A 17,842-nucleotide genomic window follows, 5' to 3' on the forward strand; every position below is an offset into this window, starting at 1 on the left:
CAGGATCGCCTCCAGGCCGATGTGAGGGCCGTCTACCGGTGAAACGCGAGGGGCGGTCACCGGATTCCTCCGGTGACCGCCCGTTCGTGTGAGGCGGTGTGCAGACCGCGTTCAGGATCGCGTTCAGATGGTGAGCAGCGCCTCCACGGGCGCCCCGTGCAGGGCCGCCTCCAGGCGGCGGCGCCCGGCCAGGAAGCCCAGCTCCATCAGGACCGCGACCCCGGCCACCTCGGCGCCGGCGCGGTGGATCAGCTGGATCGACGCCTCGGCGGTACCGCCGGTGGCGAGGACGTCGTCGACGATCAGCACGCGGTCGCCGGCGGTCAGGTCCTCCGCGTGCACCTCGATCTCGGCCGAGCCGTACTCCAGGTCGTAGGCCTGGCTGAGGGTCGCCCCGGGGAGCTTGCCCGCCTTGCGCACGGGGATGAAGCCGAGGCCGGCGCGGACGGCGACCGGGGCGCCCAGGATGAATCCCCGGGCTTCCAGGCCGACGACCTTGGTGGCGCCGGTGCGCTCGGCGATCTCCGCGAACGCGTCCGTGAGGGCGGTGAACGCCGCCGGGTCCGCCAGGAGCGGGGTGATGTCCTTGAACATCACGCCCGGCTCCGGGTAGTCGGCCACGTCCCGGATGCGGCTGAGGAGGAGCTCCTCGACGCCGGTCACCGGCGCTTCCCCGAAGGACGGCCCCGGCCCCGACCGCGGGACGCGGGCTGGGCGCGCGGGCCGACGACCGCCGGCGCCTCGTCCTCCGCGTCGTCGTAGCCGTCGGTGGCGCGCGTCTCGCCGCGCTCCCCCTCCTCCTCCGAGGACTGCGCGCGCTTGGCGAGGACGCGCTTCTTGAGTGCCTTGTTCTGCGGCTCGAGCTCCTTGAGGTCGGCGACGAGCGGTGTCGCGATGAAGATCGAGGAGTAGGCGCCCGCCGCGAGACCGACGAACAGCGACAGCGAGATGTCGTTGAGCGTGCCCGCGCCGAGGAAGCCGCCGCCGATGAACAGCAGGCCCGCCACCGGCAGCAGTGCGACGACGGTGGTGTTGATGGAGCGGACCAGAGTGCCGTTGATCGAGCGGTTGGCGACCTCGCTGTAGGTGAAGCGGGTCTGCTTGGTGAGGTCCTTCGTCTGCTCCTTGAGGGAGTCGAAGACGACGACCGTGTCGTACAGCGAGTAACCGAGGATCGTCAGCAGACCGATCACCGTGCCGGGCGTGACCTCGAAACCGACGAGAGCGTAGATGCCCACGGTGATGGTGATGTCGTGGATCAGGGCGACGAGGGCGGCGATGGCCATTCGCCACTCGAAGGCGATCGCCAGGTAGATCACGACCAGCACCATGAAGATCGCGAGGCCTTGCCACGCCTTGTTCGCGATCTGGTCGCCCCAGCTGGGACCGACCAGGTCGGCGGCGATGGAATCCGGGGCGACCTTGAAGTCCTCGGCGAGCTTGTTCTTGATCTGGTCGGACTGGTTGATGTCCATGCCGGAGATCTGAATGCGCACCGAGCCGTCGCCGAGCTTCTGCACGACCGCGTCGTGACCCGAGGCCGCCGTCGCCGCGTCCTCGGCCTGGGAGACGGAGATGCCGCTCTTCTTCTCCGTGGTGAAGACGGCGCCGCCCTGGAAGTCGATGCCCATGTTCAGGCCGCGCACCGCCAGGCCGAGGACGGCCGTGATGGTGATCAGGATCGAGATGCCGTACCAGAGCTTGCGGTGCCCGATGAAGTCGTAGCTGATCTCGCCACGGTGCAGCCGGGCGCCGAGGTTACCGAGTTTGGACATCGCTCACGCCTCCTTCGTCTCGACGGGACCGGCGACGGGACCGCCGGGACGGCGGGTGCGGCGCAGCGGCGGCTGCGCACCCAGGCTCTTCGGGTCGAGGCCGGACCACTTGTGGCCGTTCGCGAAGAACTTCCGCCGAGCGATGAGCGTCATCAGCGGCTTGGTGAAGAAGAAGACCACGACCACGTCGAGGACGGTGGTCAGGCCCAGCGTGAACGCGAAGCCCTGGACCTTGCCGACCGTGACGACGAACAGCACGGCGGCGGCGAGGAACGACACGAAGTCGGAGACCAGGATGGTACGCCGGGCCCGCGGCCAGGCCCGTTCGACGGCGGGTCGCAGGGTGCGGCCCTCGCGGATCTCGTCCCGGACCCGTTCGAAGTACACGATGAACGAGTCCGCTGTGATGCCGATGGCGACGATGGCTCCGCAGACGGCCGGCAGGTTCAGCGCGAAGCCGATGGCCGGGCCGAGCAGGGCCATGAGCACGTAGGTGAGGGCCGCCGAGATCAGCAGCGAGGCGAGCGCGACGAGCGCCAGACCGCGGTAGTACGCCACCAGGTAGATGACGACCATGGCGAGCCCGATGGCGCCCGCGAGCAGACCCGCGTGCAGCTGGTCGCTGCCGAGGGCCGCCGTCACGGTGGTCGTGCTCTGCTCCTGGAAGGTGAGCGGGAGCGCACCGTAGGACAGCATGTTGGCGAGGCCCTGGGCCTCCTCCTGCTTGAAGCTGCCGGAGATCTGGGCCTCGCCGCCGGTGATCGCGCCGTTCACGAACGGGCTGGAGACGACGTTGCCGTCGAGCACGATGCCGAACTCGTTCTGCGGCTGCTGGTTCTGCGCGAGCTTGCCCGTGATCTCGGCGAACTTCTTGCCGCCCGACTTGGTGAAGGTCATGTTGACCTGCCAGCCGGCGGCGCCCTGCGTGTCGATGACGGCAGCGGCCTTCTTGACGTCAGTGCCGTCGACCGCGGCCGGGCCGAGCAGGTATTTGTACCAGACCTTGTCGATCTCACCGCAGGCGACGGTCGTGTCCTCGGGCTTGACCCCTTCGGCGACCTTGCGGCGCACCTCGGGGTCGGTGCAGTCCAGGGCCGCGTACTTGGCCTGGAGCGCGGCGGCGTCCGCGGGGGCGGCGCCCCCGCTGGCGGAGGCCGAGGGGCTGGGGGACGTCTTCGCCTTCGTGCTCGCGGACGCCGACGGGGTGGCGTCGGCCTTCAGCGCGTCGGTGACGGCGCGGCCCTGCGAGGTGGCGGAGGCCGAGGGGGACGAGGACGAGGTCGCCTTCTCACCCTTGGCGGAGGCGCTCGCCGAGGGGCTGGGAGACGCACTCGACGAGCCGCTCGGGGACGCGCTCGGCGAGGGGGCGGCGGAGCCGGTGGCCTCCTGGGCCAGGACCGGACGGAAGTACAGCTTGGCGGTGGTGCCGACCTGCTTGCGCGCTTCCGCGGAGTCGGTGCCCTTGGGGATGTTCACGATGATGTTGCGGTCGCCCTGGGTCTGCACCTCCGCCTCGGAGACGCCCAGCCCGTTGACACGGCGGTTCATGATCTCGACCGCGGTGTCCATGTTGGCCTTGTTGATCGCGGATCCCTGGTCGGCCTTGGCCTCCAGCGTGATGCTGGTACCGCCGGCAAGGTCGATGCCGAGACGCGGGGTGGTGTGACCGGAGGCGAACATGCCTCCGGTGAGCCCCACGATGGCGATCAGGATCAGGGCCAGCGAGCGCCCTGGCTTGCTCTGGGCACTCGCACTCCGGCCCTTCTTGGGTGCTGCCACCTTCTCGTACTCCCTCTCGGGCCGCCTCGCGCCGGGTCAGCGCGGCGGCGGCCATGACATGGTGTGGGATCCCCTGGCGAGATGCGCGCGCCCCGGCGCCTCGGGTGTGCACCCTGGACGCCGGGGTCGTGGCTACTTCTTCGCGTCGGAGTCGCCCTCGGTCTTCTTCGGCTCCTCGTCGGCGTCGGCCTGTTCGGCCTCGGCGGCCTTCTCCCGAACCTCGTCGGTCTCGTCGGTCTCGTCCTTCTTGCCGAGGTCGACGGCCTTGTCGTCGGAGGCGGCAGCTTCGTCGACGGAGTCGTCGGTCTCGGCGGACTCGGCGAGGGAGGAGGCGTCGTCCGGGACGACGTCGGAGTCGGACTTCAGGTCGTGCTCGATGCCGTGCACGATGCGGTTGTACTCGTCGTCGGTCAGGACGGCGCCGATCGCGTTCTTCGCGAAGAGGAGTTCCACGCCCGGTCCCGCATCGAGGAGAATCGTGTCGTCGTTGACCTCCTTGACCGTCGCGTACATGCCCCCGATGGTGCGGACACCACTGCCGGGCTGCAGTTCGTTACGCATGGCGGCCGCTTGCTGCTGCTTCTTCTTGGCCGACCGGGTCATCAGGAACATGGCCCCGATGAGCACGATGAACGGGAGGAGGGTCAAAGGACTCACGGGTCGGAACTTCCTTCAAACGACCGCGGCGGTTGAGCGGCCTCATGGATGGGGGTTGTGTGCAGCCGACTAGGGGCGGCATCGGCGGAGTCTAAGCGAGTCCGCGTGCAGGGAACAACGTTCAGCATGGCACCTGGGTTCCGGACCCGGCCAATGTCCTCGCCGAAGCCCCCGGCGTCACGTCCCGAACAGGTCCTGCTGGCCGCTTCCCTGTCCCGGGGCCCGGGGCGGGGTGAGGCCGAGATGCGTCCAGGCGGCCGGGGTCGCCACCCGGCCGCGCGGGGTGCGGGCGAGCAGGCCCTCCCGGACGAGGAAGGGTTCGGCCACTTCCTCCACGGTCTCACGCTCCTCCCCCACGGCGACGGCGAGCGTGGACAGGCCGACCGGGCCGCCACCGAACAGTTTCAGCAGGGCTTCCAGGACCCCCCGGTCCAGGCGGTCCAGCCCCCGTTCGTCCACCTCGTAGACCTTCAGCGCCGCCGCGGCGATCTCGCGGGTGACCCTTCCGTCGGCCTTGACCTGCGCGTAGTCGCGGACGCGACGCAGCAGACGGTTGGCGATGCGGGGCGTGCCGCGGGAGCGGCCGGCGATCTCCGCCGCTCCCTCGACGTCGATCTCGACGTCGAGGAGGTCGGCCGAACGGTGGATGACGCGGCGCAGCTCGCCGGGCTCGTAGAACTCCATGTGCGCGGTGAATCCGAAGCGGTCGCGCAGCGGGGGCGGCAGCAGACCCGCGCGCGTGGTGGCGCCGACGAGGGTGAAGGGAGGCAGTTCGAGGGGGATGGCGGTGGCGCCGGGGCCCTTGCCGACGATGACGTCGACGCGGAAGTCCTCCATCGCCATGTACAGCATCTCCTCGGCGGGCCGGGACATCCGGTGGATCTCGTCGAGGAAGAGGACCTCGCCCTCCTGGAGCGAGGAGAGGACCGCGGCGAGGTCGCCGGCGTGCTGGATGGCGGGGCCGGAGGTGATGCGGATCGGGGCGCCCATCTCCGCGGCGATGATCATCGACAGGGTGGTCTTGCCGAGGCCGGGGGCTCCGGAGAGCAGCACGTGGTCGGCGGTCGCGCCCCGCGCGCGGGCGGCCCGCAGGACGAGGTCGAGCTGCTCGCGGACCTTCTCCTGACCGATGAACTCGCCGAGGTCCTTGGGGCGCAGGGCGGCCTCGACGGCCTGGTCCTCCCGGTCGGCGACCGAGCCCACCAGCCGCTCCTCGGCGGCGGTCTCCTCGGTCATGTCGTCCCAGTTCACTGACGTTCTCCTAGCGGGCGCGGTTCAGGGTCTGCAGGGCGGCCTTCAGCAGCCGGCCCACCTGGGGCGCACCGCCGGCGGCCTCGGCCTGCGGGGTGACGGCGGCGACCGCCTCGTCGGCCTCGCGGGTGGCATAGCCGAGGCCGATCAGGGCGGCGTGCAGCTGGTCGCGCCAGCCGCTGGTGACCGGCGCGCCGACGGCGGGGGCGCCGATCGGCTCGCCGAGCCGGTCCTTGAGCTCCAGCAGCAGTTTCTGCGCGCCCCTCTTGCCGATGCCGGGGACGGCGATCAGCGCCTTCTCGTCTCCGGTGGCCACCGCGCGACGCAGGGCGTCCGGGGCGTGGACCGCCAGCATGGCCTGGGCGAGCCGGGGGCCGACGCCACTGGCGGTCTGCAGCAGTTCGAAGACCTGGCGCTCGTCGTCGTCCACGAAGCCGTAGAGGGTGAGCGAGTCCTCCCGTACGACGAGGGAGGTGGCGAGCTTGGCCGGTTTTCCGAGCCGGAGCGTGGACAGCGTGTTCGGCGAGCACTGGACGGCCATGCCGACGCCGCCCACCTCGACCACCGCTGTGTCCGGGGCGAGTGCGGCGACGGTGCCGCTGACGAAGGCGATCATGCCGTACGGCCTTTCGGTGTCATCGGTGCGGTGGCGGAGCGGGCGGGCGTCTCGGCGGTGTGCCGGGCGATCGCCTGCTGGAGTCGGTTCTGCGCGGGGGCGCGCCAGATGTGGCAGATCGCGAGCGCGAGGGCGTCGGCGGCGTCGGCCGGTTTCGGGGGCGCGTCGAGTCGCAGCAGGCGGGTGACCATGGCGCCGACCTGGGCCTTGTCCGCCCGACCGCTGCCGGTGACGGCGGCCTTGACCTCGCTGGGGGTGTGCAGGGCGACGGGGATGCCCCGGCGGGCGGCGCACAGCATGGCGACGGCGCTGGCCTGCGCGGTGCCCATCACCGTGCGCACGTTGTGCTGGCTGAACACCCGTTCCACGGCGACGTATTCGGGCCGGTGTTCGTCCAGCCAGGCTTCGATGCCCTGCTCGACGGCGACGAGGCGCTGCCCCAACTCGGCGTCGGCGGACGTCCGTACGACTCCCACACCGAGCATGGTGAGGGGCCGGCCCGCGACTCCCTCGACGACGCCGACACCGCACCGCGTCAGTCCGGGGTCCACCCCGAGTACGCGCACGCCCGCTCTCCTTCACTCTTCCCGGCCCGACCCGGGACGCCCCCAGTTCGTGCAGGCTATCGGGTGCCACCGACAACGGCTGCCGGCACACGCCCCGGTGCCCGCCGCGCAACGCGACGGGCCGACGGGGGTGTCCCGTCGGCCCGTTCGAAGACGCAGGCGAGCGCAGGCTCAGGCGTCGACCTTCTCCATGACCTCGTCGCTGACGTCGAAGTTGGCGAAGACGTTCTGTACGTCGTCGCTGTCCTCGAGCGCGTCGATCAGCTTGAAGATCTTCCGCGCGCCGTCCTCGTCGAGCTCGACCTGCATGGTCGGGACGAAGTTGGCCTCGGCGGAGTCGTAGTCGATGCCGGCCTCCTGGAGCGCGGTGCGGACCGCGACCAGGTCGGTGGCCTCGGAGAGGACCTCGAAGGTCTCACCGAGGTCGTTGACCTCTTCGGCGCCCGCGTCGAGCACGGCACCGAGGACGTCGTCCTCGGCCAGCTCGCCCTTGGGGACGATGACGACGCCCTTGCGGTTGAAGAGGTACGACACCGAGCCCGGGTCGGCCATGGAGCCGCCGTTGCGGGTCATGGCGACGCGGACGTCGGAGGCGGCGCGGTTGCGGTTGTCGGTGAGGCACTCGATGAGGACCGCGACGCCGTTCGGGCCGTAGCCCTCGTACATGATCGTCTCGTAGTCGGCGCCGCCGGCCTCGAGACCGGCGCCGCGCTTCACCGCGGAGTCGATGTTCTTGTTCGGGACCGAGCTCTTCTTGGCCTTCTGGATGGCGTCGAACAGCGTCGGGTTGCCGGACACGTCCGCGCCACCGGTACGGGCCGCGACCTCGATGTTCTTGATCATCTTCGCGAAGAGCTTGCCGCGCTTGGCGTCGATCACGGCCTTCTTGTGCTTCGTCGTAGCCCATTTAGAGTGGCCGGACATCTGCCTGTCTCCTTCGCGTAACCCAACCTGGACGAACTCCCCGGGCCTGCGGAGCCTGAGGGGACCCCCAGATCCTACAAGGACGCCGCCCCCCGGTTCGCGCGCACCATGTCGACGAACAGGGCGTGCACCCGGTGGTCGCCGGTCAGCTCCGGGTGGAACGAGGTGGCGAGCGCGTTGCCCTGGCGGACCGCGACGATGTGACCGTCGTGCTCGGCGAGCACCTCGGCGCGGGCGCCCACGGACTCGACCCAGGGAGCACGGATGAACACGCCCTCCACGGGAGGGCCCGCCACGCCATCGACGTCCACCGTGGCCTCGAAGGACTCGTTCTGACGGCCGAAGGCGTTGCGGCGCACGATCATGTCGATGCCGCCGACGGTCTCCTGGCCCGAACGCGGGTCGAGGATCTTGTCGGCGAGCATGATCATGCCCGCGCAGGTGCCGTACACGGGCATTCCGTCCCGCACGCGCGCGCGGAGGGGCTCCATCACGCCGAAGAGGACGGCGAGCTTGGAGATGGTCGTGGACTCCCCGCCGGGTATGACGAGGCCGTCGACCTCGGCGAGTTCCTCGGGGCGCCGCACCGCCCTGGCCACGGCGTCGGCCGCGGCCAGGGCGACGAGGTGCTCCCGTACGTCGCCCTGGAGGGCCAGGACGCCGATGACAGGGGCTTTGTCGCTCATGAGGTGCTACCAGCCGCGGTTGGCGTAGCGCTCGGCCTCGGGGAGGGTGTCGCAGTTGATGCCGACCATGGCCTCGCCCAGGTTGCGGGACGCGTCCGCGATGATCTTCGGGTCGTCGTAGAAGGTGGTGGCCTTCACGATGGCGGCGGCACGCTTGGCCGGGTCGCCGGACTTGAAGATGCCGGAGCCGACGAAGACGCCCTCGGCGCCGAGCTGGCGCATCAGCGCTGCGTCCGCCGGGGTGGCGACGCCGCCGGCGGAGAACAGCACGACCGGGAGCTTGCCGAGCTCGGCGACCTCCTTGACCAGCTCGTAGGGGGCACGCAGGTCCTTGGCGGCGGCGTACAGCTCGTTGTTGTCGTAGCCGCGCAGCCGGGCGATCTCGTTCTTGATCTGCCGCAGGTGGCGCACGGCCTCGACGACGTTGCCGGTGCCGGCCTCGCCCTTGGAGCGGATCATCGCGGCGCCCTCGGCGATGCGGCGCAGGGCCTCGCCCAGGTTGGTGGCGCCGCAGACGAACGGGGTCGTGAACGCGAACTTGTCGCTGTGGTTGACCTCGTCGGCCGGGGTGAGGACCTCGGACTCGTCGATGTAGTCGACGCCGAGCGACTGCAGGACCTGGGCCTCGACGAAGTGGCCGATCCGGGACTTGGCCATGACCGGGATGGACACGGCCTCGATGATGCCCTCGATCATGTCGGGGTCGGACATCCGGGCGACGCCGCCGTCCTTGCGGATGTCGGCCGGGACCCGCTCCAGCGCCATGACGGCGACGGCGCCCGCATCCTCGGCGATCTTCGCCTGCTCCGGCGTGACGACGTCCATGATCACGCCGCCCTTGAGCTGCTCGGCCATGCCGCGCTTCACGCGCGCGGTGCCGGTCTCGGGGGTCTGGTTTTCGGAGATCGTGCTGGACACGGGTGACCTCACTAGTCGAAAAGAGGATTCTTCGGCACTGAGGAAACGCGAATGGACCAGTCCACAGCAAGGGCCAATGGACAGCCGGTGGATCCTTTTCCCGGGCGGTGCCGCAGGAGCCGCACGCACGCGTGCCGTCGCGCCGCCCGAGAGGCGCGGTGGGTCCCCGGTCAGGCGGCCCGGTCGGCCAGGGCGGCCAGGGCGGACGGGGGTTCGTCGTCCATCTCGAAGGCCATCGGGAACGGGGCGTGGCCGGCCAGGCGGAACCAGCGCACCTTGCGGTGCTCGCGCAGTCTGCGGACGGCGCCCACCGCGTCGTTGTGGAAGCGCCGGGCCATGGGGACGCGGCGGACGGCCGCCGTGAGCTCGCGGGCCGCCTCCTCCCCGCCGGGAGCCTCGCGCACGACCTCGAGCTGCTGGACGTCCGCGAAGACGGCCCGCAGGGCCTGGCTGAGCTCGCTCTCGGCGACCTCGCGCTGCTCCTCCTCGGCCTGCCGGGCGGCGTGCGCGGCCTCGTACAGGACGATGGAGGCGGCCGGGTCGAGGACGTGGGACGTGGCCAGTTCCTGGGCCACCGACGCGCGGCGCAGCAGCTGCGCGTCGAGCGCGGCGCGGGCGGCGTCGATGCGGGCGTGCAGCCGGTCGAGCCGTCCCGCCGTCCAGCTCAGGTAGAGGCCGATCGCGACGAGGACGACCAGGATCCAGATCAGGGTTGCGGTCACGGGCGGCAAGGCTACCCGTGAGCCCCGCGGCGGCGGGGCGGGTCAGTCCCGGGCCAGTCCGAGCCGGGCCCGCAGGCCCGTCGGGCCCCGTTCGTCATCGGCCGCGACCGCCGCCGCTCCCGCCGTCACCGTCTCGTAGACCGACAGGATGTCCGCGCCGACGGTCGACCAGTCGAAGCGCCGCACATGCGCGCTGCCCCGCTCGCTCAGCTCCTCCCGGCGTTCCGGGTCGCCCAGGAGCCGTACCGCCGCGGCGGCCAGCGCGTCCGCGTCCTCGTTGGCGAACAGCTCGCCCGCCGCTCCCTGGTCGAGGACCTGGGCGAAGGCGTCGAGGTCGGAGGCGAGCACGGGGGCCCCGGCCGACATGGCCTCGACAAGGATGATGCCGAAGCTCTCGCCGCCGGTGTTGGGCGCGATGTAGAGGTCGACGCTGCGCAGGAAGCGCGCCTTGTCCTCGTCGCTGACCATGCCGAGGAACTCCACGCGCGTGTGCAGTTCCTTCGGCAGGCTCTCCACGGCCTCCTTCTCGTCGCCGCGGCCGGCGACCAGCAGCCGTGCGTCCGGGCGTTCGGCGAAGATCTTCGGCAGGGCGCGCATCAGCACCGGCAGGCCCTTGCGGGGCTCGTCGATGCGTCCGACGAAGCCGATGGTGCCGCCCTGCCACTCGGGGTTGGGCTCGGCCTTGGCGAAGAAGTCGACGTCGACGCCGTTGGGGATGACCACCGCGTCGCCGCCGAGGTGCTCCACCAGCGTCCGCCGGGCGTACTCGCTGACGGCGATCCGCGCGCTGATCTTCTCCAGGGCGGCCTGGAGGATGGAGTACGCGGCGATCATGGCCCGCGAGCGCGGGTTGGACGTGTGGAAGGTCGCCACGATCGGGCCGGAGGCCGCCCAGCAGGTCAGCAGGCCGAGCGAGGGCGAGGTCGGCTCGTGGATGTGGACGACGTCGAACGCGCCGTCGTGGAGCCAGCGCCGTACGCGCGCGGCGGACAGGAAGCCGAAGTTGAGCCGGGCCACGGAGCCGTTGTACGGCACGGGAACCGCACGGCCGGCCGAGACGACGTAGGGCGGCAGCGGGGTGTCGTCGTCGGCCGGGGCGAGGACGGACACCTCGTGGCCGAGCCGGATGAAGTACTCGGCGAGGTCGCGGACGTGGAACTGCACGCCGCCGGGAACGTCCCAGGAGTACGGGCAGACGATGCCGATTCTCACGCGGGCGCCCCGTCCGACGGGCGGGGTTCCGTCGCGCGGAGTTCCGTCGGGCCGGGTTCCGTCGGGTGAGGTCGAGTCGGGCGTGGTTCCAGGTCCGCGACCCACAGTCTCTGCAGCATGTGCCAGTCCTCAGGGTGGTCGGCGATGCCGGTGGCGAAGGCGTCGGCCAGCGCCTGTGTCATGACAGACGTCTTCTCGGCCCGGGTGCCTGTGCCGGGTACCTCGATCGGCGGATGGACCCGGCCCTGCATGACGGGCGAGTCGTCGTACCAGAGCGTGACGGGCAGCAGCAGCGCGCCGGTCTGCTGGGCGAGCAGGGCGGGGCCGGCGGGCATCCGGGCGGTGTCCCCGAAGAACGTCACCTCGACGCCGGAGGCGGACAGATCGCGCTCGGCGACCAGGCAGACGAGGCCGCCGTCGCGCAGCCGCCGGGCCAGGGTGCCGAACGCGGAGCCGCCGGTGTGCGGCAGCACCTCCATGCCGAGCCCCTCCCGGTAGGCGACGAACCGGTCGTACAGCGTCTCGGGCTTGAGTCGTTCGGCGACGGTGGTGAACGGTGTGCGCAGTCTCGTGGTGACCCAGGCGCCGGCCAGATCCCAGTTGCCCATGTGCGGCAGCGCGAGGATGACGCCCCGGTCCGAGGCGATACCGTCCCTCAGATGGTGCAGGCCCTCGGGGTCGAAGCCGTCGGCGACGCGCTCGGCGCTCCAGGCCGGCAGGCGGAAGGACTCCATCCAGTACCGCAGATAGGAGCGCATCCCCGCGCGTGAGAGTTCGGCCAGGCGCTCCGGGCTCGCGTCCGGCACCACGCGCGCGTAGTTGCTCTCCAGCCGCAGCACGCCCTTCCCGCGCCGTTTCCACGCGAGGTCGGCGACGGTGCGGCCGAGGCGCACGGCGACGGGCTCGGGGAGTCTCTTCACGGCGCTCCAGCCGAGACCGAACAGCGCGTCCGTGAGACGCTCCTGGGCGCTCACTTCGCGGCCTCGCTCCCCCGGGCCCCGCTGCCGCGCGCCTCGTCCGCCCGCTCCGCGACGTCCGCGGCGTCGGTCGCGGCCGCCTGCTCCGCCTCGGCGGATTCCCGGCGGACCGTGACGACGCGCTGGATCAGCGTGACGAGGCTGCCGACGGCGACGATCCACAGCGCGATCGGCAGCAGCACCTGGATGCCGGGCACGCCGAACGTGTGCAGACCCGCGAGACCCGCCGCGACCAGCGAGATCACCAGGCGCTCAGCGCGCTCCACCAGCCCGTTGACGGCGACCGGCAGGCCGATCGACTCGCCGCGGGCCTTCGTGTACGACACCACCTGGCCGCTGGCCAGACAGAAGATCGAGACGGCGCACAGCGCGTTGTCGTCGCCGTGTCCCGCGTACCAGAGCGCGAAGCCGCCGAAGATCGCGCCGTCGGCGACCCGGTCGAGCGTGGAGTCCAGGAAGGCGCCCCAGCGGCTGGTACGGCCGAGCTGGCGGGCCATGTTGCCGTCGACGAGGTCGGAGAACACGAAGAGCGTGATCACGATCGTGCCCCAGAAGAACTCGCCCCTGGGGTAGAAGACCAGCGCGCCCGAGATCACGCCGGCGGTGCCGAGGAGCGTGACCGTGTCGGGGCTCACGCCCCGGCGGATGAGAAACGCGGCGAACGGTGTGAGGACACGCGTGAAGAATGCACGCGCGTACTTGTTCAGCATGGCCTTCCCGAGGGTCGGTGTCGCCGTGCGGCCCCTGCTGGTCGCCGGCTGGCCCATCGTAGCCACGCGCGTGTGCGGGCGACGGCCGGGCACCCGGCCCCGCCTCCGTGTCACGGCCGCACAGTGTCCAGGACTCGGCCGGGACGCAGGCGGGTCGTGTCCGTCGTATGGACGCGCCGTGACGGGAGTGGAAAGCTCGAAGGACCGCGGGCGTCGCCGGAGCCGCCATCGCACGCGGGGCCGTGGTGCCCGCGCCCCCAGTGACCTCACCGTGCACGGGAGGCAAGGAAATGGGCGACAAGGCGAACGCACACCCCGGAGCCGCCGGCAGGGCTACGGCGGCCGACCGACCCGCGTCCGTACGGAATGTGGTGCTGGTCGGCCACTGCGGATCGGGCAAGACGACATTGGTGGAAGCTCTCGCGCTGACCGCGGGAGCAGTGAACCGGGCGGGCCGCGTGGAGGACGGCGGCACCGTCTCCGACTACGACGAGATCGAGCACCGGCAGCAGCGCTCGGTGCAGCTCTCGCTGGTGCCCGTCACCTTCGACGGCATCAAGGTCAATCTCCTCGACACCCCCGGATACGCCGACTTCGTGGGGGAGCTCAGGGCCGGTCTGCGCGCCGCGGACGCGGCCCTCTTCGTCGTCTCGGCGGCGGACGGCGTGGACGGGTCGACGCGCATGGTCTGGGAGGAGTGCGCGGCGGTCGGCATGCCCCGCGCGATCGTCGTCACGCACCTGGAGGCCGCCCGCGCGGACTTCGAGGAGATGACGCGGATCTGCGCGGACGCCTTCGGCGCGGACGACCCGGACGCGGTCCTGCCGCTGTACCTGCCCATACGCGGGCCCGAGGGGCCCGACGGGCACGCGCCGGTGACCGGGCTGACCGGACTGCTGTCCCGGACGCTGTTCGACTACTCCTTCGGCGAACGCAAGGAGTCCGAGCCGGACGAGGGCCGGCTGGCGGCCATGGAGGAGGCCCGCAACCGGCTGATCGAGGGGATCATCGCCGAGAGCGAGGACGAGACCCTCATGGACCGGTATCTCGGCGGCGAGCAGATCGACGTCAAGACGCTGATCGACGACCTGGAGCGGGCCGTCGCGCGCGGCGCGTTCTTCCCCGTCCTCGCGGCCGCCCCCGCCGCCGAGGGCGCCCGGCAGGGCCTCGGCACGGTCGAACTCCTGGAACTGGTCACCAGGGGCTTCCCGACGCCGCTGGAACGCGAGGCGCCGCTCGTGACCACGGTCGACGGCCGGCCACGGGAGCTGAAGCCGTGCGATCCGGAAGGTCCGCTGGTCGCGGAGGTCGTGAAGACCTCCTCCGACCCCTACGTCGGCCGGGTCTCGCTGGTCCGCGTGTTCTCCGGGACCCTGCACCCCGACGAGACCGTCCACGTCTCCGGGCACGGCCTCGCCGACCGCGGTCACGAGGACCACGACGTCGACGAGCGCGTCGGCGCCCTGTCCGCGCCGTTCGGAAAACAACAGCGGCCCCTGACCCACTGCATCGCGGGCGACCTCGCGTGCGTGGCGAAACTCGGCCGCGCGGAGACCGGCGACACCCTCTCCGCCAAGGACGATCCGCTCCTGATGGAGCCCTGGCAGATGCCGGACCCGCTGCTCCCGCTGGCCATCCGGGCCCACAGCAAGGCCGACGAGGACAAGCTCTCGCAGGGCCTGGGCCGACTGGTCGCCGAGGACCCCACGATGCGCCTGGAGCACAACCAGCACACCCACCAGGTGGTGCTGTGGTGCCTGGGCGAGGCGCACGCGGACGTCGCGCTCGAACGGCTGCGCTCCCGTTACGGCGTCCAGGTCGACGTCGTCCCGCACCAGGTGTCCCTGCGGGAGACGTTCGCGGCGAAGTCCGCCGGGCGCGGGCGGCATGTGAAGCAGTCCGGCGGGCACGGCCAGTACGCCGTCTGCGAGATCGAGGTGGAGCCACTGCCGGGCGGCTCGGGCATCGAGTTCGTGGACCGGGTCGTCGGCGGTTCGGTGCCGCGGCAGTTCATCCCGTCCGTCGAGAAGGGCGTCCGGGCGCAGGCGGCCAAGGGAGTGGCCGCGGGGCATCCGTTGGTGGACGTGCGGATCACGCTGCTGGACGGCAAGGCGCACTCGGTGGACTCCTCCGACGCGGCTTTCCAGACAGCCGGCGCGCTGGCCCTCAGGGAGGCGGCGGCCGACGCGAGGATCCATCTGCTGGAACCGGTGGCCGAGGTGTCCGTGCTGGTGGGCGACGAGTACGTGGGCCCCGTGATGAGCGACCTGTCGGGCCGCCGCGGACGCGTGCTGGGCACCGAGCAGACCAGCGGGAGCCGCACGCTCGTGCGGGCCGAGGTGCCGGAGATCGAGATCGGCCGGTACGCGGTCGATCTGCGCTCCCTCTCGCACGGCACGGCCCGCTTCCACCGCGCGTACGCCCGGCACGAGCCGATGCCGCCGCAGGTCGCCGAGAAGGTACGCCAACGGGCGGAGGCAGGCTGACGGTTGGTGCCGTACCGGTCCCAAGTGGCCGGTGCGGCACCGCACGGAGGGAATTCTTCCGCTTCGGTGGGCGGCTTCGGCCGTCCGCCGACGGATGTCGGCCCCTGCCGATACGCTGATGACCTGATCAACAGGTGTGCGGAGCACGGAAGTCGGGAAAGCCGCAGAAGCGAGAGCAGCGGCGATCGGGGGCGGGAATGACCGTTGGCAGCGGTTACGCGGACATCTTCGGACCGCAGGTGCCGCAACAGGGCGACGGGGGGCAGACGCCGACGTTCGGCCTGGCGTCGGCGGCCTACCGGGACGACCCGGTCGAGGACATCAAGAAGGCCGACAACGAGTGGCATCAGACGGCGGTCAACGGCGGCCGCAGCTGGGCCCGGATCTTCCGGCCCAACCTCGGCGAGGCGTTCTCGCAGGCGGTGATCGACCGCATGCTGGGCGTCGGCCGCAAGCCGCTCATCCAGTCGTTCGGCAGCGAGCCGCAGGTGGTCGTCGAGCACTGCCTCGCCGCCAACCGCATCCGCCGGGAACGCGACCAGAAGCTGACCGGCGTCATGCTGCTGTGCGGTGTGCTGTTCCTGCCCGGCCTGCTGGTGTGGCTGCTGGTCTTCCAACTGCGGGCGAGCATGGGGAAGCTGGACGACAAGCGGGTCTCCGGCCTCGGCACCGGTCTGCTCGTCGCCATGGGCGCGCTCGCCGTGCTGTTCCTGGTGAAGATGCCGTTCACCGGCGTCGTGGGGTGGTATGCGCGCGGGTGCGTCGTGGCGCCCGTGGTCGGCTGGTTCCTGGCCAAGCGGATCTGCGAGGGCACCGCGATCGACCTTCGGGAGCGCTGGGACAGTCTGCTGTCCGGCGGGAGCGTCGGCGCCAAGGTCCCCGAGGCCGTGCCGACCAGCCCGAACCAGACGGCGGCGGAGCAGCTGCGGCAGTCCCTGGCCAGGCTCAGCGCGGAGCAGCAGTCCAACTCGGTCTTCTACGCCGGCCCCAAGGGCATACTCGGCATGGGCACGCGGTGGGGGGCCTGGCACCTGGCCGAGGAGCTGGTGCCGAGCGACCCGAACAAGGGCGTCCACGAGTTCCGCAGCTGGACCGTCGTGCGCGCCATCCACGACCAGTTGTCGGTGCTCAACCGGCAGAGCCTGAAGACCGGCGGTTTCCCTGCGCCCACGGTCCGGCACTGGATCGTCACCCCGGTCGGCGAGAACGCCAAGGCGGTCGCGCGGCCGGAGGGCACCGACGTCGAGGCGTACCAGGTCAAGCCGCGGGCGATAGAGGACATCTGCAACAACCAGCAGTTCGGCGGCGGTGACCGGCACTACCTGGGCGTTCAGTGGCCGCTGTGGGACGGCCAGTTGATCATCACGATGCTGATCACGGTGACGGTGCTGCACGAGACGCTGCGCATCGAGGTCACCGGGCACGCCCTGGGCCCGGTGAACGGCCTCTTCACCACCAAGCCCGAGGCCCCGACCAAGGAAGTCGCCAAGAGCGTCCGGTTCTGGGAGACCCGGACGGTCAAGCTGCCGCTGGTCACCGCCGACGAGGTGGTCCGGGTGGCAGCGCGCGCCACGATCAGCTGGTACCCGCCGCTGCTGAAGTGGCTCGGCGGCTCGATCGGCCTGCCCGAGCCCTTCGGCCTGCGGCACGCCTGGGCGGACCAGCCCTGGCGTCACCGCTTCATGGCCGACGACGCCCTGCGGGCGGCCACCCCGGTGCTGCGCGTGGTGCACTCGGCGGCGCTCAAGGTGCTCAAGGAGCACGACGTGAACATCGAGAAGTTCACCTCGCGGTCGTCGATCCTGAGCGGTGCGGTCCAGGACGTGGCGCCGAGGAAGGCGGACAGCTACGACGCGTAGGCCTCCGGCGGTCGGCCGGATTCGTGCGGGCGGTGGGGTGGGGTGGGCGTCCCCAGGGGCTGCACCCCCAGACCCCCGCTGTCGGCCCTGAAGGGGCCTCGTCCTCAAACGCCGAACGGGCTGACACAGTCACCTGTGTCAGGCCGTCGGCCAGGCCTCTGCCAGCATTTTCCTCGTGTCCGCCAGCAGTTGCGGCAGTACGCGCGTGTGCCCGACCACCGGCATGAAGTTCGTGTCGCCGCCCCAGCGGGGCACGATGTGCTGGTGCAGGTGCGCGGCGATCCCGGCGCCCGCGACGGCGCCCTGGTTCATGCCGATGTTGAAGCCCTGCGCGCCGGACGCGAGACGCAGGGCCGTCATCGCCTGCTTGGTCAGCTCGCCGAGCTCGGCGGTCTCCGGCCCGGTCAGGTCGGTGTAGTCGGCCACATGACGGTAGGGCACGGTCATCAGATGGCCGCCGTTGTACGGGTACAGGTTCAGCACCGCGTACACGTGCTCCCCGCGCCGGACGACCAGGCCGTCCTCGTCGGACTTCGCCGGGATCGAGCAGAACGGACAGCCGTCTCCGGCGCCGGGGCCGGTCGGCTTGTTCTCGCCCTGGATGTAGGCCATCCGGTGGGGCGTCCACAGGCGCTGGAACGCGTCCTGCGTCCCCACTCCGATCTGCTGCTCCGGCTCACTCGTCATGCAAGGCAGCATATGGC

At 71.2% G+C, this 17,842-nt stretch carries 17 protein-coding genes; 2 read left to right on the forward strand and 15 right to left on the reverse strand.

The window, feature by feature from the left end:
- Positions 1 to 123 precede the first annotated feature (123 nt).
- The 14 genes from QA802_RS08770 to pgsA all read right to left on the reverse strand — a co-directional run bounded on the left by QA802_RS08770 (position 124) and on the right by pgsA (position 12,850).
- Positions 124 to 663 (reverse strand): adenine phosphoribosyltransferase, encoded by a 540-nt coding sequence (locus QA802_RS08770; RefSeq protein ID WP_319166061.1) that lies wholly within the window; start codon positions 661 to 663, stop codon positions 124 to 126.
- A complete protein-coding gene (gene secF, locus QA802_RS08775; protein WP_334519645.1) occupies positions 660 to 1,775 on the reverse strand; it encodes a protein translocase subunit SecF in 1,116 nt (371 codons plus the stop codon). The genes QA802_RS08770 and secF overlap by 4 nt, the downstream gene beginning before the upstream one ends.
- 3 nt (positions 1,776 to 1,778) lie before the next feature.
- The gene (gene secD, locus QA802_RS08780; protein WP_334519648.1) at positions 1,779 to 3,554 is read right to left on the reverse strand and encodes a protein translocase subunit SecD; all 1,776 of its coding nucleotides are present in this window, start codon (positions 3,552 to 3,554) and stop codon (positions 1,779 to 1,781) included.
- 132 nt (positions 3,555 to 3,686) lie between these two features.
- Positions 3,687 to 4,211 carry a preprotein translocase subunit YajC gene (gene yajC / locus QA802_RS08785; RefSeq protein WP_319166064.1) on the reverse strand — a complete coding sequence of 175 codons (525 nt, stop codon included), beginning with the start codon at positions 4,209 to 4,211 and terminating at the stop codon, positions 3,687 to 3,689.
- Positions 4,212 to 4,388: 177 nt separating this feature from the next.
- Positions 4,389 to 5,462: a Holliday junction branch migration DNA helicase RuvB gene (gene ruvB / locus QA802_RS08790; RefSeq protein ID WP_334519651.1), complete on the reverse strand. Its 1,074-nt coding sequence runs from the start codon at positions 5,460 to 5,462 to the stop codon at positions 4,389 to 4,391.
- Positions 5,463 to 5,472: 10 nt separating this feature from the next.
- A complete protein-coding gene (ruvA, locus tag QA802_RS08795; RefSeq protein WP_319166066.1) occupies positions 5,473 to 6,078 on the reverse strand; it encodes a Holliday junction branch migration protein RuvA in 606 nt (201 codons plus the stop codon).
- Positions 6,075 to 6,644, reverse strand: a complete 570-nt coding sequence (gene ruvC / locus QA802_RS08800; protein WP_334519655.1) for a crossover junction endodeoxyribonuclease RuvC — start codon at positions 6,642 to 6,644, stop codon at positions 6,075 to 6,077. The genes ruvA and ruvC overlap by 4 nt, the downstream gene beginning before the upstream one ends.
- A gap of 171 nt (positions 6,645 to 6,815) precedes the next feature.
- Complete coding sequence (locus QA802_RS08805) at positions 6,816 to 7,568, reverse strand: YebC/PmpR family DNA-binding transcriptional regulator (RefSeq protein WP_028806682.1); 753 nt, start codon at positions 7,566 to 7,568, stop codon at positions 6,816 to 6,818.
- Positions 7,569 to 7,642: 74 nt separating this feature from the next.
- A complete protein-coding gene (pdxT, locus tag QA802_RS08810; RefSeq protein WP_334519658.1) occupies positions 7,643 to 8,254 on the reverse strand; it encodes a pyridoxal 5'-phosphate synthase glutaminase subunit PdxT in 612 nt (203 codons plus the stop codon).
- Between the two features lie 6 nt (positions 8,255 to 8,260).
- Positions 8,261 to 9,172 carry a pyridoxal 5'-phosphate synthase lyase subunit PdxS gene (pdxS, locus tag QA802_RS08815; RefSeq protein ID WP_057580365.1) on the reverse strand — a complete coding sequence of 304 codons (912 nt, stop codon included), beginning with the start codon at positions 9,170 to 9,172 and terminating at the stop codon, positions 8,261 to 8,263.
- A gap of 170 nt (positions 9,173 to 9,342) precedes the next feature.
- On the reverse strand, positions 9,343 to 9,894 hold the full coding sequence (locus QA802_RS08820) for a LemA family protein (protein ID WP_334519661.1): 552 nt from the start codon (positions 9,892 to 9,894) through the stop codon (positions 9,343 to 9,345).
- Between the two features lie 42 nt (positions 9,895 to 9,936).
- A complete protein-coding gene (locus QA802_RS08825; RefSeq protein WP_334519664.1) occupies positions 9,937 to 11,106 on the reverse strand; it encodes a glycosyltransferase family 4 protein in 1,170 nt (389 codons plus the stop codon).
- Entirely contained in the window at positions 11,103 to 12,080 is a 978-nt protein-coding gene (locus tag QA802_RS08830) for a phosphatidylinositol mannoside acyltransferase (RefSeq protein WP_334519669.1), read from the reverse strand. Before QA802_RS08830 ends, QA802_RS08825 begins: the two co-directional genes overlap by 4 nt.
- Positions 12,077 to 12,850, reverse strand: a complete 774-nt coding sequence (gene pgsA / locus QA802_RS08835) for a phosphatidylinositol phosphate synthase (RefSeq protein ID WP_334534428.1) — start codon at positions 12,848 to 12,850, stop codon at positions 12,077 to 12,079. Before pgsA ends, QA802_RS08830 begins: the two co-directional genes overlap by 4 nt.
- Positions 12,851 to 13,083: 233 nt before the next feature.
- Here pgsA and QA802_RS08840 point away from each other — a divergent pair, with 233 nt between their 5' ends.
- Complete coding sequence (locus tag QA802_RS08840; protein ID WP_334519672.1) at positions 13,084 to 15,279, forward strand: elongation factor G-like protein EF-G2; 2,196 nt, start codon at positions 13,084 to 13,086, stop codon at positions 15,277 to 15,279.
- A gap of 197 nt (positions 15,280 to 15,476) precedes the next feature.
- Positions 15,477 to 17,138, forward strand: coding sequence for an AbeC-like domain-containing protein (locus QA802_RS08845; protein ID WP_334519675.1), 1,662 nt, complete (start codon positions 15,477 to 15,479; stop codon positions 17,136 to 17,138).
- A 138-nt stretch (positions 17,139 to 17,276) separates the two neighbouring features.
- On the opposite strand, the gene QA802_RS08850 is transcribed toward QA802_RS08845, so the two are convergent.
- Positions 17,277 to 17,837 carry an HIT family protein gene (locus QA802_RS08850; protein ID WP_334519678.1) on the reverse strand — a complete coding sequence of 187 codons (561 nt, stop codon included), beginning with the start codon at positions 17,835 to 17,837 and terminating at the stop codon, positions 17,277 to 17,279.
- Positions 17,838 to 17,842 lie beyond the last annotated feature (5 nt).

The organism is Streptomyces sp. B21-105 (assembly GCF_036898465.1).
In the GTDB taxonomy this organism is placed as follows: Bacteria; Actinomycetota; Actinomycetes; order Streptomycetales; family Streptomycetaceae; genus Streptomyces.

Coding starts and splice junctions, on each gene's coding strand:
- pdxT (WP_334519658.1), bottom strand. CDS start 8,254: ATGAGCGACAAAGCCCCTGTCATCGGCGTCCTGGCCCTCCAGGGCGAC.
- secF (WP_334519645.1), bottom strand. CDS start 1,775: ATGTCCAAACTCGGTAACCTCGGCGCCCGGCTGCACCGTGGCGAGATC.
- QA802_RS08840 (WP_334519672.1), top strand. CDS start 13,084: ATGGGCGACAAGGCGAACGCACACCCCGGAGCCGCCGGCAGGGCTACG.
- QA802_RS08805 (WP_028806682.1), bottom strand. CDS start 7,568: ATGTCCGGCCACTCTAAATGGGCTACGACGAAGCACAAGAAGGCCGTG.
- ruvA (WP_319166066.1), bottom strand. CDS start 6,078: ATGATCGCCTTCGTCAGCGGCACCGTCGCCGCACTCGCCCCGGACACA.
- QA802_RS08845 (WP_334519675.1), top strand. CDS start 15,477: ATGACCGTTGGCAGCGGTTACGCGGACATCTTCGGACCGCAGGTGCCG.
- pgsA (WP_334534428.1), bottom strand. CDS start 12,850: ATGGGCCAGCCGGCGACCAGCAGGGGCCGCACGGCGACACCGACCCTC.
- QA802_RS08850 (WP_334519678.1), bottom strand. CDS start 17,837: ATGCTGCCTTGCATGACGAGTGAGCCGGAGCAGCAGATCGGAGTGGGG.